Annotated in this window: 19 protein-coding genes and 1 pseudogene; 8 read left to right on the forward strand and 12 right to left on the reverse strand. The window is 75.6% G+C overall.

Features of this window, described 5'->3' with window-relative positions:
• Positions 1–451: 451 nt before the first annotated feature.
• A complete protein-coding gene (locus ACIQG9_RS17455; RefSeq protein WP_400403244.1) occupies positions 452–1,456 on the forward strand; it encodes a phosphotransferase family protein in 1,005 nt (334 codons plus the stop codon).
• 10 nt (positions 1,457–1,466) lie between these two features.
• On the opposite strand, the gene ACIQG9_RS17460 is transcribed toward ACIQG9_RS17455, so the two are convergent.
• The 3 genes from ACIQG9_RS17460 to ACIQG9_RS17470 form a co-directional block, all read right to left on the reverse strand.
• Positions 1,467–2,552, reverse strand: a complete 1,086-nt coding sequence (locus ACIQG9_RS17460; protein WP_400403801.1) for a magnesium and cobalt transport protein CorA — start codon at positions 2,550–2,552, stop codon at positions 1,467–1,469.
• 80 nt (positions 2,553–2,632) lie between these two features.
• Positions 2,633–3,268, reverse strand: a complete 636-nt coding sequence (locus tag ACIQG9_RS17465) for a class F sortase (protein WP_400403246.1) — start codon at positions 3,266–3,268, stop codon at positions 2,633–2,635.
• Positions 3,269–3,363: 95 nt separating this feature from the next.
• Positions 3,364–3,852 (reverse strand): hypothetical protein, encoded by a 489-nt coding sequence (locus tag ACIQG9_RS17470; protein ID WP_400403249.1) that lies wholly within the window; start codon positions 3,850–3,852, stop codon positions 3,364–3,366.
• A gap of 556 nt (positions 3,853–4,408) precedes the next feature.
• On the opposite strand from ACIQG9_RS17470, the pseudogene ACIQG9_RS17475 reads away from it, so the two are divergent.
• Positions 4,409–4,858 (forward strand): annotated as a pseudogene (locus tag ACIQG9_RS17475) (MFS transporter); the annotation flags it as partial.
• 266 nt (positions 4,859–5,124) lie between these two features.
• Here ACIQG9_RS17475 and ACIQG9_RS17480 read toward each other — a convergent pair.
• Positions 5,125–6,198, reverse strand: coding sequence for a Gfo/Idh/MocA family oxidoreductase (locus ACIQG9_RS17480; RefSeq protein WP_400403251.1), 1,074 nt, complete (start codon positions 6,196–6,198; stop codon positions 5,125–5,127).
• A 133-nt stretch (positions 6,199–6,331) separates the two neighbouring features.
• Here ACIQG9_RS17480 and ACIQG9_RS17485 point away from each other — a divergent pair, with 133 nt between their 5' ends.
• Both ACIQG9_RS17485 and rnhA read left to right on the forward strand, forming a co-directional pair.
• Complete coding sequence (locus ACIQG9_RS17485; protein ID WP_400403254.1) at positions 6,332–7,519, forward strand: lycopene cyclase family protein; 1,188 nt, start codon at positions 6,332–6,334, stop codon at positions 7,517–7,519.
• A gap of 131 nt (positions 7,520–7,650) precedes the next feature.
• Positions 7,651–8,199 (forward strand): ribonuclease HI, encoded by a 549-nt coding sequence (gene rnhA / locus ACIQG9_RS17490; RefSeq protein WP_400403257.1) that lies wholly within the window; start codon positions 7,651–7,653, stop codon positions 8,197–8,199.
• Here rnhA and ACIQG9_RS17495 read toward each other — a convergent pair.
• From ACIQG9_RS17495 to ACIQG9_RS17505, 3 genes are all read right to left on the reverse strand, one after another.
• The gene (locus ACIQG9_RS17495) at positions 8,127–8,855 is read right to left on the reverse strand and encodes a tyrosine-protein phosphatase (RefSeq protein ID WP_400403260.1); all 729 of its coding nucleotides are present in this window, start codon (positions 8,853–8,855) and stop codon (positions 8,127–8,129) included. The genes rnhA and ACIQG9_RS17495 overlap by 73 nt on opposite strands.
• Positions 8,856–8,994: 139 nt before the next feature.
• On the reverse strand, positions 8,995–9,246 hold the full coding sequence (locus ACIQG9_RS17500) for a hypothetical protein (RefSeq protein ID WP_400403263.1): 252 nt from the start codon (positions 9,244–9,246) through the stop codon (positions 8,995–8,997).
• A 50-nt stretch (positions 9,247–9,296) separates the two neighbouring features.
• Positions 9,297–10,187, reverse strand: a complete 891-nt coding sequence (locus tag ACIQG9_RS17505) for a pentapeptide repeat-containing protein (RefSeq protein WP_400403265.1) — start codon at positions 10,185–10,187, stop codon at positions 9,297–9,299.
• Positions 10,188–10,414: 227 nt separating this feature from the next.
• On the opposite strand from ACIQG9_RS17505, the gene ACIQG9_RS17510 reads away from it, so the two are divergent.
• Both ACIQG9_RS17510 and ACIQG9_RS17515 read left to right on the forward strand, forming a co-directional pair.
• Positions 10,415–10,681, forward strand: coding sequence for a hypothetical protein (locus ACIQG9_RS17510; RefSeq protein ID WP_400403267.1), 267 nt, complete (start codon positions 10,415–10,417; stop codon positions 10,679–10,681).
• 54 nt (positions 10,682–10,735) lie between these two features.
• Positions 10,736–10,939: a hypothetical protein gene (locus ACIQG9_RS17515; protein ID WP_400403269.1), complete on the forward strand. Its 204-nt coding sequence runs from the start codon at positions 10,736–10,738 to the stop codon at positions 10,937–10,939.
• Between the two features lie 33 nt (positions 10,940–10,972).
• On the opposite strand, the gene ACIQG9_RS17520 is transcribed toward ACIQG9_RS17515, so the two are convergent.
• From ACIQG9_RS17520 to ACIQG9_RS17535, 4 genes are all read right to left on the reverse strand, one after another.
• Positions 10,973–11,926, reverse strand: a complete 954-nt coding sequence (locus ACIQG9_RS17520; protein ID WP_400403272.1) for an RNA polymerase subunit sigma-70 — start codon at positions 11,924–11,926, stop codon at positions 10,973–10,975.
• On the reverse strand, positions 11,923–12,327 hold the full coding sequence (locus tag ACIQG9_RS17525; protein WP_400403275.1) for a VOC family protein: 405 nt from the start codon (positions 12,325–12,327) through the stop codon (positions 11,923–11,925). Before ACIQG9_RS17525 ends, ACIQG9_RS17520 begins: the two co-directional genes overlap by 4 nt.
• Before the next feature lie 107 nt (positions 12,328–12,434).
• Positions 12,435–13,133 (reverse strand): B3/4 domain-containing protein, encoded by a 699-nt coding sequence (locus ACIQG9_RS17530; protein WP_400403278.1) that lies wholly within the window; start codon positions 13,131–13,133, stop codon positions 12,435–12,437.
• Positions 13,134–13,144: 11 nt separating this feature from the next.
• On the reverse strand, positions 13,145–13,759 hold the full coding sequence (locus ACIQG9_RS17535; protein WP_400403285.1) for a LysE family translocator: 615 nt from the start codon (positions 13,757–13,759) through the stop codon (positions 13,145–13,147).
• Between the two features lie 29 nt (positions 13,760–13,788).
• Here ACIQG9_RS17535 and ACIQG9_RS17540 point away from each other — a divergent pair, with 29 nt between their 5' ends.
• Positions 13,789–15,270 carry a PLP-dependent aminotransferase family protein gene (locus ACIQG9_RS17540; protein ID WP_400403287.1) on the forward strand — a complete coding sequence of 494 codons (1,482 nt, stop codon included), beginning with the start codon at positions 13,789–13,791 and terminating at the stop codon, positions 15,268–15,270.
• Positions 15,271–15,289: 19 nt separating this feature from the next.
• Here the strand turns inward: ACIQG9_RS17540 and ACIQG9_RS17545 are convergent, their stop codons facing one another.
• Positions 15,290–15,979 (reverse strand): TetR/AcrR family transcriptional regulator, encoded by a 690-nt coding sequence (locus ACIQG9_RS17545; RefSeq protein ID WP_400403289.1) that lies wholly within the window; start codon positions 15,977–15,979, stop codon positions 15,290–15,292.
• Positions 15,980–16,092: 113 nt separating this feature from the next.
• On the opposite strand from ACIQG9_RS17545, the gene ACIQG9_RS17550 reads away from it, so the two are divergent.
• Positions 16,093–17,577 carry a flavin-containing monooxygenase gene (locus ACIQG9_RS17550; protein WP_400403291.1) on the forward strand — a complete coding sequence of 495 codons (1,485 nt, stop codon included), beginning with the start codon at positions 16,093–16,095 and terminating at the stop codon, positions 17,575–17,577.
• The last annotated feature ends 40 nt before the right edge of the window (positions 17,578–17,617 follow it).

Raw genomic sequence — 17,617 nt, forward strand, 5'->3', positions numbered from 1 at the left:
CACGGCCCGTTCCGGGGCTGGTCGGGAGGGACCGGCGCGCACCACCGGGCGACCGTGGGGGTGGGCCAGCGGCGGTGGTATGCCATGTACAACGCTCGGACCCCGGCGGGGATTCCGTCGTGGGGGTAGCCCCGACCACGGGACGCGCGGGCACGCCCTGCGCGTCGCGGCGCAAAACGGGCGTAACGAACCGGACATCCGGGTGGTGACCGCACGGGGGTGGGTGACGGTGCCGGCGGGGGACGGCCGCCGCCGACCCGTCCTATGGACCTGATGACGCCACCGCATCACGCAGGACGTCGTCGGCTGCGAGTCGTCGACGACATCAGGTCCACAGGACTCCTGATCCCACCCCCGGCGGCTTCCGCCAGGACCGGGCGGCCGCTAGCCTGGGCACGGTCATGAGCGCGGCACAGGGGACACCCGCCGGCGGTACGGGGGCGTACGCCGGATGAGCCCCACCCAACGCCTCCTCGACGCCGACCAGGTCCGTCGCTACGTCGCGGCCTCCCTCGGCCCGGCCGTCCGGGTCACCGGCTGCGGGCCGCTCGACGGGGGCGGCTTCGCCGCCGTCTGGTGGGTCACGCTGGACGACGGGCGCACCGTGGTGCTCAAGGTCGGGCCGCCGCCGCAGGTCCCGCTGCTGCGCTACGAGCGGGGCATGGTCGCCGCCGAGGCGCGTTACCTGCGGCTGGTGGCCGCGTACGCCCCGGCCGTGCCGGTCCCGTCGTTGCTGCACCACGGCAGCGACCCGGCCCTCGGTGACTGGCTGCTCACCGGTCTGGTGGCCGGGCGGACGCTGGACGCGCTCGCCGCCGACCGGGTCGCCGTCGACGGCGTCCGGGCCGAGCTGGGTGGCGCGTTCGCCGCCCTGCACCGGGTGACCGGGAGCCGGTACGGCTACGACGGTGGTCGGGCCGGCGGCCCGACCTGGCGGGCGGCGTACACCGCGATGCTGGACGACCTGCTCGCCGACGCGGCCGACTGGGCGGTGCCGCTGCCGCTGCCGGCGGACCGGATCCGGCGCCTGGTCGACCGGCACGCCGAGGTGCTGGACGCGGTGCGCCGCCCGGTGCTGCTGCACTTCGACGGCTGGGCCGGCAACGTCCTCGCCGTCGTCGGCCCGGACGGCCGACACCGGCTCAGCGGCCTGGTCGACGGCGAGCGGTACCTGCACGGCGACCCGCTGATGGACCTGGTGTCGCCGCTGCTGTTCCAGCGTGCCGAGGACGTCCCGGACGACGCGTTCCTGCTGGGCTACCGTGCGGCGGGCGGGTCGGTGTCGCTGGACCATCCGGGGGTGCGCCGACGGCTCGGCCTCTACCGGCTCTACCTCTACCTGCTGATGACCGTGGAGATGCCCAGCCGGGGGATCACCGTGGAGTCCGAGCCGTGGCGGGCCGTCACGGTGGGGGCGCTGCTCGACCAGGAGCTGTCCGAACTGGACCAGCCCTGAGCGGGACGGGTCAGAGCCAGCCGGAGCGGCGGAACAGCCGGTGCAGGACGATCGCGGCGGTGGCCATCAGTCCCAGCGCGGCCCAGTAGCCGTACCGCCAGGCCAGCTCGGGCATGTGGGTGAAGTTCATCCCGTAGACGCCGGCCACCGCGGTCTGGGTGGCGGCGATGGCCGCCCACGCCGCGATCTTGCGCATGTCGTTGTTCTGGTCCACCGCGAGCTGGGCCAGCCGGGCCTGGAGCATCGAGTTGAGCAGCTCGTCGTAGGAGGTGATCCGGTCGACCGCCCGGGTCAGCCGGCCCTCCACGTCGACGTACCAGCGGCGCAGGCCCGGCGGGGGGCCGTCCTGGTGCCCGGCGACCAGGACCCGCAGCGGCTCCTGCAACGGCAGCACCGCCCGCTTGAACTCCACCAGTTCCCGCTTGAGCTGGTAGATCTGCTGGATGTCGGCGTTGCGGTCGGGGGCGAAGACGCTCTCCTCGGCCCGTTCCAGGTCCCGTTCCAGGTGCGCGGCCACCTCCAGGTAGAGGTCGACCATCCGGGCGGTCACCGCGTACGCCACCGCCCACGGCCCCTCGGCGAGCAGCGACGGACGGTCCTGGACGTCGTGGCGCACCGGGGCGAGCGCGCCGGAGGCGCCGTGCCGGACGGTGACCACGAACCGGTCACCGAGCAGCACCATCACGTCGCCGGTGTCGACCACCTCGGAGGTCGCGGTCAGCTCACCCTGCGCCACGTACGCGGCGGTGCGCAGCACCAGCAGGGTCACCGGGCCGTGCCGCTGCACGGTGGGTCGGTGCCCGTCGGCGAGCGCCTGCTCGACGATCAGCTCGTCGAGGCCGAAGACCCGCCCGACGGCGGCCATCACCGCCGCGTCCGGGTCGTGCAGGCCCAGCCAGACGAAGGCGTGGCGACCGCGCCGGGAGCGGGCGTACGCGTCGGTGTAGTGCGGCCGGCCGGGCTCGCGGCGGCCGTTGACGTACACCGCGCAGTCGACCACGGCGTCCGGGTTGGACCGTCGGGGCGGGTCCCCGGACGGGTTGTCCGCCCGTCCGCGCAGCCGGCCGACCAGGGTGCCGAGCCGGGGGCCGAGCATGGTCTCCAGCGGTCGCCGCTCCACCCGCCACCTCCGCCTCGCCGCCGCCCGACGGCCCACCGTAGTACGTGGCGCGGCGGTCAGCCGACGGCGGTGGCCCGCACGACGATGTTGTCGGAGTAGTCCCGGGCCCGTTCGTCGAAGCGTCCCCCGCAGGTGACCAGGCGCAACGCCGGCCCCGGTCCGCCCGGACCGTAGACCAGCGCGGTGGGGAAACTCTTCTTCGGGTACGCCCCGACGCCGTCGACCGCGAAGGTCACCGTCCGGCCGTCGGCCCGGGTGATCCGGACGGTGTCGCCCGGGCGCAGCCGGCCCAGGTCGAAGAAGACCGCCGGCCCGTCCCGGGTGTCGACGTGCCCGACGACGACGGCGTTGCCGGCCTCGCCGGGGCTCGCGCCGGGGTGGTACCAGCCGGCCACGGTGGGGCGGTCCAGCGGTGGCACCTCCAGGGTGCCGTTCGGGTCACCAGCGACGGGCACCAGGTCGGCGTGCACGCCGATGGCCGGGATGTCGATCCGGACCGGTTCGGAGCGGGGCAGCGCCGGCACCGGGGAGCTGCTGCTGCTGCTGCCGCCGCTGACGTCGATGCTCGGCTGTGGTGGTCCCGCCGGGCCGAGTGTCAGCCCGGCGGTGATCAGGGCGATCCCGGCGGTGCCGGTGACCGCGACGGCGGCGACCGCCGCCCGGGTCCGGGTGCCCCACCTGCCTGCGCCCATCGGCTGACCTCCCCGACGCCGACGTGGTCGGGGTGCCCGCGCCGGTTCGCACCGGTGCGGGCACCCGTCCCCAGGGATGGTGTGTGTGCCGCGGCTCAGGCGACGGTGGCCGCCGTCCGGCGTCGGCGGCGCAGCAGCACGGTCGTGCCGAGGGCGGCGGCCCCGGCGAGCGCTCCGCCGGCGGCCAGCAGGCCGGTGGTGCCGGAGCCGCCGCCGCCACCGGCCGGCGCGGCGCCGATCGGCGTGACGGCGAAGGTGGCGCTGCCGGCGGAGCTGCCGTCACCGCAGGTCGCCGCGACGGTGTAGGTGCCGAGGGTGAAGCCGGCGGTGAAGAGTTCCGCGCTCAGTCCGCCGCCCGCGGCGGCGGTGGTGGAGCGGACGTTCTGGTCCCGGTCGGGGCCGGTGACGTGGAAGATCACGTCGCCCGACTTCGGGTTGCAGGTCGTCGCGGTGAGCACGACCGTCCCGCCGACCGGTGTGGTGGACGGTGACACGGTGGTGTCCGCGAGTGCGGCTGCCGGGAGCAGGAGCGTGCCGAGTCCCACGCCGAGCGCCGTCGATACGAGAACCTTCTGTGCCTTCATACGCGTCTTCCCTCACTTTTCGTCCGCTGTCTGCGTGGGACGTCGTTCGGGTGGCCAACTCCGTAACTAGCACCGGTGTGGCCAACACTAGGAGGGTTGGCCCCTCGGACCGGTGTAAATGAGAAATCTTCGTTGCCGTCACGTGTTTTCCTCTACGCCGGAGAGCTGCGGAAATGCCGGCACAGGACCGCACACACCACCCGCCCGAGGATGCGCACCCGGGCCCTGCGTCCGGTTCGGAGCCGCCCTCGCGTCACCCCGCGCTCATCTCGGGCGCGTCACCAATCAGACCCAGCCTCCTAGGACGCTCTAGAGGTGGCGGCGCGCGCCACGCGGCCGGACCGATCCGCGCCCAGCACGCCCCGGTCAGCGCCTGCGCGCCTGGAGGGTGTACGGCTGGCCGAGCCGCCACGGCCGCTCGGCCAGCCGCCGCCCGCTCAACGGTGTTTGTCGTCCGGGGGCGCTGGTAGGTTGCCGGACCGTGACGGGGGAACGGCTGGACGGACGGTTCACGAGGCTGTGGGCGGCGAGCACGCTCTCCGCCCTGGGCAGCGGGATGGCCACCGTGGCGGCACCGCTGTACGTGGCGGCGCGTACCGACGACCCGCTGGTGGTGGCTGCGGCGTCGGGGGTGGCGTGGCTGCCCTGGCTGCTGTTCGCCCTACCCGGCGGGGTGCTGGCCGACCGGGTGGACCGGCGGCGGCTGATGGTGGTCATCGACTGGGTGCGGGTGGCCGCCCTCGTCGTGCTGGCCGGGGCGATGCTCGCCGGCCGGGCCGGGGTCCCGCTGCTCTACGTGGTGTTGTTCGTGGTCAACACCGGTGAGATCGTGTTCCGGGCGGCCAGCCAGGCGATGCTGCCGGCGGTGGTGCCGAGGGCCCGGCTGGAACGGGCCAACGGCTGGCTCGGCGGCGGCACCACGTTGACCCAGGGGATGCTCGCCGGTCCGCTCGGCGGCTTCCTGTTCGTGCTCGCCGAGAGCATCCCGTTCCTGGTCAACGCCGGCACGTACGCGCTCAGCGCCGTCCTCGTCGCGCTGATCGCCGGGTCGTACCGGGGCGACGCTGTTCATCGCCGCCGGTGGGAACTGCGCCGGGGCGCTGCTCGGTGGGGTGGTGGCCGGGGCCTTCGGGCTGACCGCCCCCTACTGGGCGGGGTTCGTGGTGGCCCTCGCCGTCTCCGCCGCCACCTGGCGGGTCTTCGACCGGGCCACCGTCGCCGCCGCGTACGCGGAGCCGCCGGCCCGGCAGCCGGTGCCGGCCGGGTGACCGGTCAGCCGGCCGGCACCGGCAGCACGACCCCCTCGACGGCGGACCGGTGCGCCAGCTCGATCAGCTCCACCGTGGTCACCGCGTCGCGCGGGTCCACCGGCAGTGCCGTCCCGTCCCGCAGCGCGGTGGCGACCTGGGCGTAGAAGTCCTGGTAGCGGCCCGGCTCGGTGGGCACCGGGCGTACGTCGTCGCCGGCGCCGAGCAGGCCGTACCGGTCGGGGGTGACCTCGCCCCAGCCTGGCGCGTCCGGCCGGCCACCGGCGCGCAGCGCCTCCTCCTGCCCGTCGAGGCCGTGGCAGGTGTACCCGGCCCGGTCGCCGAGGATCCGCAGGCGCGGCCCGAGCTGGGCGGCCACCGCGCTCATCCACAGGTGGGAGCGGACCCCGTTGGCGTGGGTGAGCGCGACGAAGGCGTCGTCGTCGACCTGCGCCCCCGGGCGGCGCCGGTCCACCTCGGCGTAGACGCCGCGTACCGGCCCGAACAGCAGCACCGCCTGGTCGACGAGGTGGGCGCCGAGGTCGTAGAGGGCGCCGCCGGCCTCGGCGGGGGCGCCGCTCTCCCGCCAGCCCGGCTTGATCGTCGGCCGCCACCGCTCGAACCGGGACTCGAAACGGGTCACCCGGCCCAGCGTGCCGTCCTCGACCAGTCGTCGGGCGGTGCGGAAGTCGCCGTCCCAGCGGCGGTTCTGGAACACGGTCAGCGGCACGCCGCGTCGGGCGGCCTCGTCGACCAGCGCGCGGGCATCGGCGGCGGTGGCGGCGAGCGGCTTGTCCACCACCACCGGCAGGCCGGCGGCGAGCGCCGCCCGGGCGGCCGGCACGTGGGTGCTGTTCGGGCTGGCCACCACCACCAGGTCGAGGGCGTCCGGGGCCCGCCACAGCTCCTCGGCGTCGTCGACGACCCGGGCGTCGGGGTGTTCGCGGGTCACCTGTTCCCGGCGTTGCGGGCTGGCGGTGACCACCGTCGCCAGCCGGAGCCCGGGGGTGGCGGCGATCAGTGGGGCGTGGAACACCCGGCCGGCGATGCCGTAGCCGAGCAGCCCGACCCGCAGGGGGTCGCGCGTGGTGTCCGCCATGGTGTGCTCCCGTTCCCGCTGGTTGCCCGGTCCCACCGAACCTACGCGGCGACCGGCGGCGCTGGCGCGGCAGGCCCGGCGCGCCGTGGGGGTGCCGGCGGTCCGCCGGCCGCCGGTGTGACAGCGTGGCCGGGTGAAGTCCAGCCCACCGCGCGAGGTCGACCTGGCCGTGGTCGGCGGCGGCGGCGCCGGTTCGCTGGTCCTCGCCGCGCTCGACCGGTACGACGTCGCCGGCCTGCGGATCGCCGTGGTCGACCCGGTGCGCAAGCGCGGCCAGGACCGTACCTGGGCGTTCTGGGGCCCTCCCGGCGGCGATCTGGATCCGATGCTCAGCGCGAGTTGGTCGCGGGTGGAGGTGACCACCGGGGCCGGCCGGCGGGTGCTGGACCTGGCGCCGCTGCGGTACGCCATGCTGCGCTCCGCGCCGGTGTACGAGCGGGCCGCCGAGGCGGCCCGGCGGCTCGGCGCCACCCGGGTCGACGCGTCGGTGGGCGCGCTCGACGACGACGGTACGACGGTGGCCGTGCGGGACACCGACGGGCGGGTGCTGCTGCGGGCCGGCTGGGTGCTCGACTCGCGTCCCCGGCCGCCCCGGCGGCCCGGCCGGACCACCTGGTGGCAGCACTTCCGGGGTTGGTGGTTGGAGTCGCCGGTCCCGGTCTTCGACCCGGCCCGGGCGGTGCTGATGGACTTCCGGACCCCGCAGCCGGCCCGGGGTGTCTCCTTCGGGTACGTGCTGCCGGTCAGCGACCGGTACGCCCTGGTCGAGTACACCGAGTTCTCCCCGGCGCTGCTCGGCGACGACGGGTACGACGCGGGGCTGCGCGGCTACGCCGGGCTGCTCGGCCTGGACCTGGCCGCGCTGACCGTCCGCGAGGTGGAGGACGGGGTGATCCCGATGACCGACGCGCCGTTCGACGGCCGGCCCTCGCCCCGGGTGGTCCGCCTCGGCACCGCCGGCGGGGCGACCCGCCCGTCCACCGGGTTCACCTTCTCCGCCATGCACCGGCAGGCCGACCAGGTGGCCCGGGCGCTGGCGGCCGGCCGGCCCCCGGTGCCCCGGCCGGCGTACCCGGGTCGGCACCGGTGGATGGACGCGGTCGCGCTGCGGGCGTTGGACTCCGGCACGGTTGGCGGCCCGGAGTTCTTCGAGCGGCTCTTCGACCGGAACCCGGCGCAGCGGGTGCTGCGGTTCCTCGACGGCGCGACCGGTCCGGCGGAGGACCTGGCGGTGATGCGGTCCAGCCCGCTGCTGCCGATGACGTCGGCGGTGGTCGGCGACGCCGCCGGCCGGCTGCGGGCCCGGCTGTCCCGGGGCTAGCCGACCGGTTCGGGTGACGCCGGGCCGACTTCCGTCGGGGGGCCGGCCCGCCGGACCAGCACCGGCCGGCCCCCCGACGGGTGCCGGGCCGGCTGCCGGTCGCCGCGGCCGGGCCCGGTAGGTTCGGCGGCATGGTGGACGCGGCGGCCGGCAGGGTCGTGGAGATCTGGACCGACGGGGCGTGCAGCGGCAACCCCGGCCCGGGTGGCTGGGGCGCGGTGCTGCGCTACGGCGGGCACGAGCGGGAGCTGTGCGGCGGTGAGGCCACCCCGACCACCAACAACCGGATGGAGCTGACCGCCGCGATCGAGGCGTTGGAGACGCTCACCCGGCCGGTCACCGTGCGGCTGCACACCGACAGCACGTACGTGCGCAACGGGATCACGAGCTGGCTGGCGTCGTGGAAACGCAACGGCTGGTTGACCGCGGCGAAGCAGCCGGTGAAGAACGCCGACCTGTGGCAGCGGCTGGAGGCGGCCTGCGGCCGGCACGAGGTGAGCTGGCACTGGGTGAAGGGGCACAACGGCCACCCGGAGAACGAGCGGGCGGACGCCCTGGCCAACCGGGGGATGACCGAGGCGCGGGCGGCGGGCGGCGGGGAGTCTCCTCACGCCTCCAGCAGCCGGTCGCGCAGGGCGGCGACCACGTCGTCGTCGACACCGAGTACGTCCCGGGCGTAGCCGGGCAGCGAGCCGTGCGCGGCGGTCAGGTCGGCCAGCACCAGCTCGATGATCCGGGCCGGTGCCCGCCCGTAGCCGGGCCAGCGCAGGGTCCGGCCCGGGTGGGCGGCCCGCCAGTCGGCGACCAGTCGGGCGGTGGCCAGTTCGGTCAGCGCGAAGTCCTCGGCGATCTGCTCGTCGGAGACGTCGAGCAGGGCCAGCACCAGCGCGGCGAGCAGACCGGTGCGGTCCTTGCCGGAGGCGCAGTGGAAGACCAGCGGGGCGTCGGCGGCGGCGATCGTCTGCACGGCCTGCCGCAGCTCGTCCGCGCCGTCGACGGCGACCTCGGCGTACCGGTCGGCGAGGTACCGCCACGGGTCGACGTCCGGGTCGATCTCGGCCTGGTCGTAGGGGCGGTGTTCGACGCTCAGGTTGAGCCAGGTGACGCCGTCGACCTCGGGGGCCCGGCCGCGGGCGGCGATCTCCCAGGGGTACCGCAGGTCGATGACGGTCCCGACACCGAGCGCCCGGAACCGGTCCAGGTCGTCGCCGGCGAGCTTGGCCAGTGAGTCGGATCGGTAGAGCTGGCGCCAGCGCACCGTCCGGTCGTCGGCCGTCCGCCAGCCGCCGAGATCGCGGAAGTTGTGTAGCCGGTCGAACTCCAGGTGCCTGGTCACCTGGGGCACCCTACCGAGGCGATCCCGATCGCGCCGTCCCGTCCCACGGCGGCCCAGGCCACGGTGCACCCGACCGGGGGACCGGGCGGCCCAGGCCACAGAGCGCCCGGCCGGGGGACCGGGCGGCCCGGGCGGGTGGCTACTCGGTGGGTGGGTGCACCGCCTCGTCCTGGGCGGGGTCGGCCGCGCCGGAGACCGCGTCCACGTCGTAGCCGGCGCGGCTGGTCTGCCGGGCCGACAGGTGCTCCTCGGCCGGCAGGTCGGCGAAGTCGTCGCCGGTGTCCCCGCCCCGGCCCAGCGACTCGCCCGGCGGGCGCAGCGACGCCTCGTACGCCGGCACGCCGTCCGGTTCGTCGGTGCTGGCCCGGTCGGTGCGTCGTTCATCCGTCATGCCGACCTGCCTGCCCGCGATGCCGGCCGGCAAACCAACCCCGTCGGGCGTCAGCGCCGGGGGCCGCGTCCCCGGCGGGCGACGCCGGTGCCGGCGGCCCGGCCCCCGGTGGGGCGTCGCCGGACGGGGGTGAGGGTCAGCCCGGTCCAGTGCCCGGGGTGGGCCAGCCCCGCCGGCAGGGCGGTGCGCCGGTCACCACGGGCCGCGTCGAGCTGGGACTGGTGCAGGAAGAGCGTGCCGGACAGGTCGGCGCCGCGTAGGTCCGCGCCGCGCAGGTCCGCGCCGGTGACGTCGGCCCGGCGCAGGTCCACTCCGCGCAGGTCCGCGCCGACCAGGCGCGCCCCGCGCAGGTTCGCCCCCACCAGGTCGGCGCCGCGCAGGTCGGCGCCGAGCAGCAGCGCACCCCGCCGGTCGGGCCCGCCGGTGCCGGCCCGGGCGGCCTCGCTGGCCGCCGAAAGCAGCGGGTTCACCCGGGCCCGGTGGTCGTCCACGTCGACCGCGTGCAGCTCCTCCGGGCCGCCGGCGACCAGGGCACGGGTGGTGTCCAGGGCGGCGGTCAGCTCGTCCCGCAGCGGGCCGGCCGAGGTGAGCGCCAGCGCCTCGGTGAGGTACCAGAGCAGCTCGTGCAGTGGCCGGGCGACGGTGAAGGCGGCGAACATGCCCGCCGCCGTGGCCGGGTCGTCGCGCCAGTCCCGTCCCGGGTAGGTGACCTGGGTGACCTGCTGCCCGGCGCCGAAGCAGTCGAACACGGTGCAGCCGGGGTAGCCGCGCTCCCGCAGCTCGGTGTGGATGCCGCAGCGGGAGTCGGCGCGCAGGTTCGGGCAGGGCTGCCCGGCGGGCTTGTCCCGGGCGAAGTCGGTCGACGCGGCGAAGGCCGGGGCGACGCAGCACAACCCGACACAGCGGGCGCAGTCGGCGCGCAGCCCGGGGGTTTCCGACATGCTGACCGGTCTCTCCCTGCCTCGACGGTGCCGGCCCGCTGATCCGGACCGACCCGACCATTGTCCGTCCGGCCGGGCCGCCGCCCGACGTCGGCCTCCCGCCGCCCGGGACCGGCCTCGCCGGCGGTGGGCGGGCCGGGTGTGCCGGGGCGGTCGGCATCGTCCGTACCTGCCGGCGTGGGCCCTGGTCGCCGGAACCGTCGGACCGGGTGGCTACCGTGCTGCACATGATCGCCGATGACGCCGATGCCATCACCGTCACCTTCCACCGCATGATGCGGGCCGCCGTGGCGGCCGAACGACCCGGCGAGGGCACCCTCGGCCGCACCGTCGAGCTGGCTCGGGCCTGGGGTGACGGCCCGGCCGCCGACGTCGCGCTGGCCGCCGCCTTGCGCCGGCTGCACGGCGACGAGCCGGCGGGCGCGGAACCGAGCCGGTCCGCCGCCACCGACCGGGGCGTCGACGGGACGGCGGACCGGCGGCGGCCGGCGTAGCTTGCCGCAGGTGCGGATCACCCCGGTGACAGTCTCCACCGGCCCGGCCGGCCGGTGGAGACGCTGCTGGTGCCGGCGCAGGCGTCCTGGCTCAAGCTCACCGAGGCGATCGACTTCGCGCGGGCGGTCGGCGCGGCGCACACCCACCCGATCCACGACGCGCAGCTCAACGACCGGGGCCTGGCCAGTGTCGACGGCTGGTTCACCGAGACCCTCGGGTCGGGCTACCGCTACCTTCCGCCCGGCACGACGGCCTGACCCCGCCCGCCCGGACCGGGCGGGCGGCCGGGGTCACAGCGAGGCCGGCAGCCCGAACTGGGGGAAGAGCGCGTACCCGAAGGTGGTGATCTCCGCGATCCGATCGTCCCGCACCCGCAGCACGTCCAGCTTGAACGGCCGGAACGCGGTGTCCCCGGGCCGCCGCAGGTAGCTCGCCGCCGCCGGCATCCGGTTGGCCCGGGTGGGCAGCAACCGCCAGTCGCCCGCCCGGTCCGGGCCGAAGGCCCGTTCCAGCAGCGGCCTGACCTGGTCGACGCCGTCGAAGCAGAGCGGGGCGGGCGGCATGGTGACCCGGAGGTCCGGGGCGGCGACGGCCAGCGCCGCCGCCGCGTCACCACGCTCGTGCGCGTCGATGAACCGGGCCAGCAGCTCCCGGTCGGCGTCCGCGCCGGTGGTCCAGTCCGCCCGCCGGGCCGGCAGCCGGGCCTGCATGGTGGCCCGGGCCCGTTGCAGGGCGCTGTTCGCCGCCGCCACGCTGGTGCCCAACAGCTCGGCGGTCTCCGCCGACGACCAGCCGAGCACGTCGCGGACCAGGAACGCCGCCCGCTGCCGGGCCGGCAGGAGCTGCATCGCGGCGAGGAACGCCAGCTCCACCGTCTCCCGGGTGACCACCACCGCGTCCGGTCGCTCCTCGTCGGGGGCCACCCCGTCGAGCAGCCGGTCCGGGTACGGCTGCAACCACGGCACCTCGGCGAGCGACCGCGCGGCGCGGGGCTGCCGGGCGGTGCGGCGCAGCACGTCCAGGCAGACGTTGGTGGCGATCCGGTAGAGCCAGGCCCGCACCAGCGGCCCGCCGTCGAAGCCGTCCCGGCCCCGCCAGGCCCGCAGGTACGTCTCCTGCACCGCGTCCTCGGCGTCGTCGAACGAGGCGAGCAGCCGGTAGCAGTGCAGGTGCAGCTCCCGGTGGTGCCGGTGTACCAGTTCGGCGAAGTCCGGCCCGAGGGCGACGTCGTCCGGGGCGGTCACGACCGGCCCACCTCCTGCACCAGCCACTCGTTGCCGTCCGGGTCGCGCAGCGACAGGAACGACCCGTAGTCGCGGCGCTGCGGGTCGGGCCCGGGGGTCTGCACCCCGCCGGCCGCGAAGTGGAACACCTCGCCCACCTCGGCGCCCCGGCGCAGCAGCTCCGTGCGGGCCTCCTCCACGTCGGCGACCACCAGGTGCAGGCCGCGTAGGGTGCCGGCCGTGTCCGGGCTGCCCATCAGCGCGATGGAGCAGGCCGAGCCGGGTGGGGTCAACTGCAACACCCGGAAGTCTCCGTCCCGGTGGTCGACGTCCAGCCGGAAGCCGGTGCGTTCCTGGTAGTACTCCTTGGCCCGGTCGACGTCCGTCACCGGCACCACCACGAGTTCGAGCTTGAAGTCCACGATCCGGCCTCCCGGCCTGTCGGTTGTCGTCGTCGCCGGTACAACGTCGGTGGACGCGTCGACTCATCGGTGTCGCGACGAATGCTCTCCCGGGTCGCCGCCGCGACTCAACCGGACACGCGGTACCCGGGCGCGTCTGCGGTCAGCACCGTCCCACGGGAGTCGACCCGCCAGCCCTTCGCCAGTTCGGCGGTGAGGGTGTCGAGCAGGGCTGGCACGTCCCGGTCCGCCCCGGCGTGCAGCGCCTCCACCACGATCAGCACCCGGGTGGTGTCGGGGCGGACCGCCGACCAGGCGCTCTGCCGGTGGGTCCAGCGTCGCGAGTGCGCCCGTCCCGCGTCGTCGGCGAAGATCACCTCGTCGGGGTCGGGGCGCTCGGCGCCGCCGGTGAAGGTCAGGTACTCCTCGTCCCCCCGGGCGGGGCGCACCTCCAGGTCGCCGTCGATCCGGTCCCGGTCGAGGACGGCGACCGGGATCGCGTACGCCGCCGAGACCGCGTTGCCGAGGTCGACCAGCGGGTGCAGCCGGGGCAGCGCGCCCTCCCGGCGGTAGCGGCGCAGCAGCGACTCGGCCGCGCACCGGTACCGGGTCGGCGGCAGGCCGGTCGCGGCGAAGGCGCGACGCCAGGCACGGATCTCGGGGAAGCCGCTCTCGCCCCCGCCGGCCAGCCGGCGGGCGGCCACGGCGGTGAAGTGGGCGATCCGCTCGTCCAGCACGGGGTCCGGGGTGATGCCGTCGGCGGCGAGCACCCCGGCGACCAGTTCCGGGTGGGCCGCCCGTACGGCGGGGGAGTGTCGGAAACGCATGGTGGGGCTCCTCATCGGTCGGCGAACAGCAGGGCGACGCCGAGGGCGACGAACGACCCGGCGAAGGCGCGGCGCAGCCAGTCGGTCAGCCGGGGCCGGGCCAGCACCCGGTCCCGTACCGCGCCGGCGGCGATCCCGTACCCGGCGAAGACCAGGAAGGTGACCAGGACGAACACCGCGCCGCAGGTCAGCATCCGGACGGTGCCGTCCGGCGCGTCCACCGGCACGAACTGGGGCAGGAACGCCACGAAGAACAGGACGGGTTTGGGGTTGAGCACGTTCACCAGCACGGCGGACAGGATCACCCGGTGCGCCGGCCGGGGCGGTACGGGCGGCCCGGTGGCGGTGAAGGCGGACCGGTCCCGGGCCGTCAGCCAGGCCAGGTACAGCAGGTAGCCGACCCCGAGGTAGCGCAGCATGGTGAACGCGGTCGCGCTGGTGTGCAGCAGCGTGGCCAGGCCGGTGCACGCGGCCAGGAGCTGCGGCACGATGGCGGTGGCGCAGCCGAACGCGGCGATCACACCGGCGCGGCGGCCGTGGGACAGCGCGGCCGAGAGGGTGTAGACCACCCCGGCGCCCGGGGTGCCGACCACGACCAGCGTGGCCAGCAGGAAGGTGATGCTCACAGGCTCCACCCTGCTGCCACAATGGCCCGGTGAACAGGGCCAAACCGCACGCTGCCGACGGGTCCACAACTGCCGGGTCGGACTTCCTCGCCCTCGACGTCGGCACCGCCCCGCCCGGCCGCCGGACCGACTGGCTGGCCGACCGGCTGCGCGCCGCGATCGCCGACGGTCGACTGCCGCTCGGCGGCCGGCTCCCGGCCAGCCGGGAACTCGCCGCCGACCTCGGCGTGTCCCGGGGCGTGGTCACCGAGGTGTACCAGCGGCTCGCCGAGGAGGGGCACGTCGCCGGCCGGGACCGCGCCGGCACCGTGGTGGTCGCCGCGCCGGTCGCCCCCCGCTCCCTGGCCGCGCCGCCGGCACCTGCGCCCGAGGCGCTCTTCGCCCCCACGCCGGGCACCGAGGTGTTCGAGGCGCTGCGTGCGGTGCCGGCCCGGGTCGACCTCTCGCCGGGCGTACCCGACCTGGCGGCCTTCCCCCGCGCGGCCTGGCTGCGCGCCGAGCGGACCGTGCTGCGCGACCTGGACGCGGCGGCCTTCGGCTACGGCGACCCGCGGGGCGCCCCGGGGCTGCGCCGGGCGGTCGCCGCCCACCTCGCCCGCACCCGGGGGATCCGGGCCGACCCGGACGAGGTGGTGGTCGTCGCCGGGGTCTCCCAGGCGCTCGGCCTGCTCGCCCAGGTCCTGCACGACAGCGGCGTGCACACCGTCGCGGTCGAGGACCCCGGCTCGCTCGGGGTACGCCAGCACCTGCGCAACTGGCGGCTGGACACCCCACCGGTGGCCGTCGACGGGCACGGCCTGCGGGTCGACGAGCTGGCCGCCGCCGGGCACCCGGCGGTGCTGCTCACCCCGGCCCACCAGTTCCCGACCGGCGTGGTGCTGCACGGTGACCGGCGTCGCCGCCTCGCCGAGTGGGCCCGCGACGGCGGGTTGGTGCTGGAGGACGACTACGACGCCGAGCACCGGTACGACCGGCCCCCGGTGCCGGCGCTGCGCGGCCTGCTGCCCGACCGGGTCTGCTACACCGGCAGCGTCTCCAAGCTGCTGGCCCCGGCGTTGCGGATCGGCTGGGCGCTGGTGCCGCACCAGCACCATGACGCGCTGGTCGACGCGAAACGGATGGCCGACCTGGGCAACGCGGTGCTGCCGCAGTTGGTGCTGGCCGAGCTGATGACCTCGGGTGACCTGGACCGGCACCTGCGCCTGCTGCGTCGCCGCCACGTACGCCGCCGGGACGCGATGATCCGGGCGGTCACCGCGCACCTGCCCGGGGCGACGGTGCACGGCGCGGCGGCCGGGCTGCACCTGACCGTCACCTTCGCCGGCCGGTTCGACGACGTCGCGCTGGCCACGGCGGCGCTGCGCCGGGGGGTGAAGGCGCAGCCGCTGTCCTGGCACGCCCAACGCCCGTACCCGCCGGGCCTGGTGCTCGGCTATGCCGCGAACACCGCCGGTGACATCGCCGACGGGGTCGCCGCGATCGGCGCGGCGCTGCGCGACGTCGGCCGCTGAGCGCCGACGGTGCCGGGCGTCAGCGGGCCGGTGGGTGGCACCCGTCCGGCGGCGGGCCGGGCGTCGGGTGGGTGGTGCGGTAGACGCTGGTCAACCACACGTCGAGCAGTACGTCGACGGCGTCCCGCTCGGCCACCGCCGGACCGTCGCCGGCGAAGGTGGCGTACCAGACCCGTTCGTTCATCGAGATCAGCACGATGGCCAGGTCGCGGGCGGGCACGCCGGGCGGGGCGCCGCCACGGTGCCGTTCCGCCTCGATCACCCCCTCGACCGCCTGCACCCAGCGGCGCAGCACGTCGGCCCAGAGTCGGCGCACCTCGGCGTTGGTGCCGCGCACCTCGGCGCAGGCCAGCACCACCGCGCGGTGCCCGCCGAAGGTGGCGTGGAACCGGCTGATCAGTTCCCGCCAGCGGGCCCGTGGGTCGTCGGCGAGGTGGACCAGCACGTCCCCGGCGGCCCGGTGGGCCTCCTCGGTGACCCGGTCGAGGAGGGTGAGCAGCACCGCGTCCTTCGACGGGAAGTAGAAGTAGAAGGTGGGTCGGGAGATGCCGGCGCCCCGGGCCAGGTCGTCGATCGAGATCTCGGCGAAGGCGCGCTGCTCCAGCAGCCGTTCGGCGGTCGCCAGGATGGCCAGCTCCCGGTCGTCGCCGACGGACCGGGCGGTCCGCCGACCCCGGGCCGGGCCGGCGGAGGTACGGCAGGACGTCATGTCCGTCGATGCTACCGGTGACTCGACAGCCTGTCGACGCTGCTCGACACGCTGTTGACGACGTCGACGGCGGTGGATAGTGTCCGGTCACCGCCTCGGACCCGGGAGATGCGATGGCCACCGACCACGTCGACGTGCTCATCGTCGGAGCTGGGCTGTCCGGCATCGGTGCCGCCTGCCACCTGCGCCGCGACTGTCCCGACAAGACGTACGCGGTGCTCGAGGCGCGCGACGCGATCGGCGGCACCTGGGACCTGTTCCGCTACCCGGGCATCCGCTCCGACTCGGACATGTTCACCCTCGGCTACTCGTTCAAACCGTGGACCGATCCGAAGGCCATCGCCGACGGCGAGTCCATCCGCCGCTACGTCCGCCAGACCGCCCGGGACTACGGCGTCGAGGAGCACATCCGCTTCCAGCACCGGGTGGTGCGCGCCGAGTGGGACCGGGCCACCGCGCGCTGGACGGTCCACGCCCGGCGCGACGACACCGCCGAGGACGTGGTGCTGACCTGCGGGTTCCTCTTCACCTGCGCCGGCTACTACCGCTACGACGCCGGCCACACCCCCGAGTTCCCGGGCGTGGAGCGGTACACCGGGCGGCTGGTGCACCCGCAGCACTGGCCCGCGGACCTCGACCACACCGGCAGCCGGGTGGTCGTCATCGGCAGCGGCGCCACCGCGGTCACCCTGGTACCGGCGCTGGCCGCGCGCGCCGCCCACGTCACCATGCTCCAGCGCTCACCCACGTACGTGATCGCGCTGCCCGCCCGGGACAGGATCGCCGACGCGCTGCGCCGCTGGCTGCCGCCGAAGGCCGCGTACCCGGTGGTGCGCTGGAAGAACGTGCTGCTCGGCACCGCCAACTACCAGCTCAGCCGGCGTGCCCCGAAGCTGGTGCGGTCGTTGCTGCGGCGGGCCGCCAAGGGCCGGCTGCCGGCCGGCTACGACGTCGACCGGCACTTCTCACCCCGCTACGACCCCTGGGACCAGCGGCTCTGCGTGGTCCCCGACGGGGACCTGTTCGCGGCCCTGACCGCCGGTCGCGCCTCGGTGGTCACCGACACCGTCGACACCTTCACCCCGGGCGGGGTCCGGCTCGGCTCCGGCACCGAACTGCCCGCCGACGTGGTCGTCACCGCCACCGGCCTCAACCTGCTCGCCCTGGGCGGGATGACCCTCGCCGTGGACGGCGTCGACGTCGACCTGGCGCGGACCGTGGCGTACAAGGGCATGATGCTCTCCGGGGTGCCGAACTTCGCGCTGACCATCGGGTACACCAACGCCTCCTGGACGCTGAAGGCCGACCTGGTCGCCACCTACGTCTGCCGGCTGCTGCGCCACCTGGACGCCACCGGCCAGCAGATCGTCACCCCGGTCGCCCCGCCCGACGGCGACCTGGCGCCACTGATCGACCTCCACTCGGGGTACGTGCTGCGCAGTGTGGACGCCCTGCCCAAGCAGGGTGCCCGGGCGCCCTGGCGGCTCTACCAGAACTATCCGCGGGACGTCATGATGATGAGGCACGGCCGGCTCACCGACGAGGGGGTCCGCTTCTCCCGGGCCACCCCGGTCGCCGCCGACGCCCCGGTCGGCTGAGCCCGTCCACCCACCCCACCACCCCTACCACGCAGCAAGG

It is taken from the genome of Micromonospora sp. NPDC092111, assembly GCF_044755745.1.
Taxonomy (GTDB): domain Bacteria; phylum Actinomycetota; class Actinomycetes; order Mycobacteriales; family Micromonosporaceae; genus Micromonospora.

Bases quoted from the DNA above. Each gene is read 5' to 3' on its own strand.
- ACIQG9_RS17530 (WP_400403278.1), bottom strand. From the start codon at position 13,133: ATGCGTTTCCGACACTCCCCCGCCGTACGGGCGGCCCACCCGGAACTG.
- ACIQG9_RS17505 (WP_400403265.1), bottom strand. From the start codon at position 10,187: ATGTCGGAAACCCCCGGGCTGCGCGCCGACTGCGCCCGCTGTGTCGGG.
- ACIQG9_RS17550 (WP_400403291.1), top strand. From the start codon at position 16,093: ATGGCCACCGACCACGTCGACGTGCTCATCGTCGGAGCTGGGCTGTCC.
- ACIQG9_RS17455 (WP_400403244.1), top strand. From the start codon at position 452: ATGAGCCCCACCCAACGCCTCCTCGACGCCGACCAGGTCCGTCGCTAC.
- ACIQG9_RS17470 (WP_400403249.1), bottom strand. From the start codon at position 3,852: ATGAAGGCACAGAAGGTTCTCGTATCGACGGCGCTCGGCGTGGGACTC.
- ACIQG9_RS17480 (WP_400403251.1), bottom strand. From the start codon at position 6,198: ATGGCGGACACCACGCGCGACCCCCTGCGGGTCGGGCTGCTCGGCTAC.
- rnhA (WP_400403257.1), top strand. From the start codon at position 7,651: ATGGTGGACGCGGCGGCCGGCAGGGTCGTGGAGATCTGGACCGACGGG.
- ACIQG9_RS17510 (WP_400403267.1), top strand. From the start codon at position 10,415: ATGATCGCCGATGACGCCGATGCCATCACCGTCACCTTCCACCGCATG.
- ACIQG9_RS17465 (WP_400403246.1), bottom strand. From the start codon at position 3,268: ATGGGCGCAGGCAGGTGGGGCACCCGGACCCGGGCGGCGGTCGCCGCC.
- ACIQG9_RS17545 (WP_400403289.1), bottom strand. From the start codon at position 15,979: ATGACGTCCTGCCGTACCTCCGCCGGCCCGGCCCGGGGTCGGCGGACC.
- ACIQG9_RS17460 (WP_400403801.1), bottom strand. From the start codon at position 2,552: ATGCTCGGCCCCCGGCTCGGCACCCTGGTCGGCCGGCTGCGCGGACGG.
- ACIQG9_RS17500 (WP_400403263.1), bottom strand. From the start codon at position 9,246: ATGACGGATGAACGACGCACCGACCGGGCCAGCACCGACGAACCGGAC.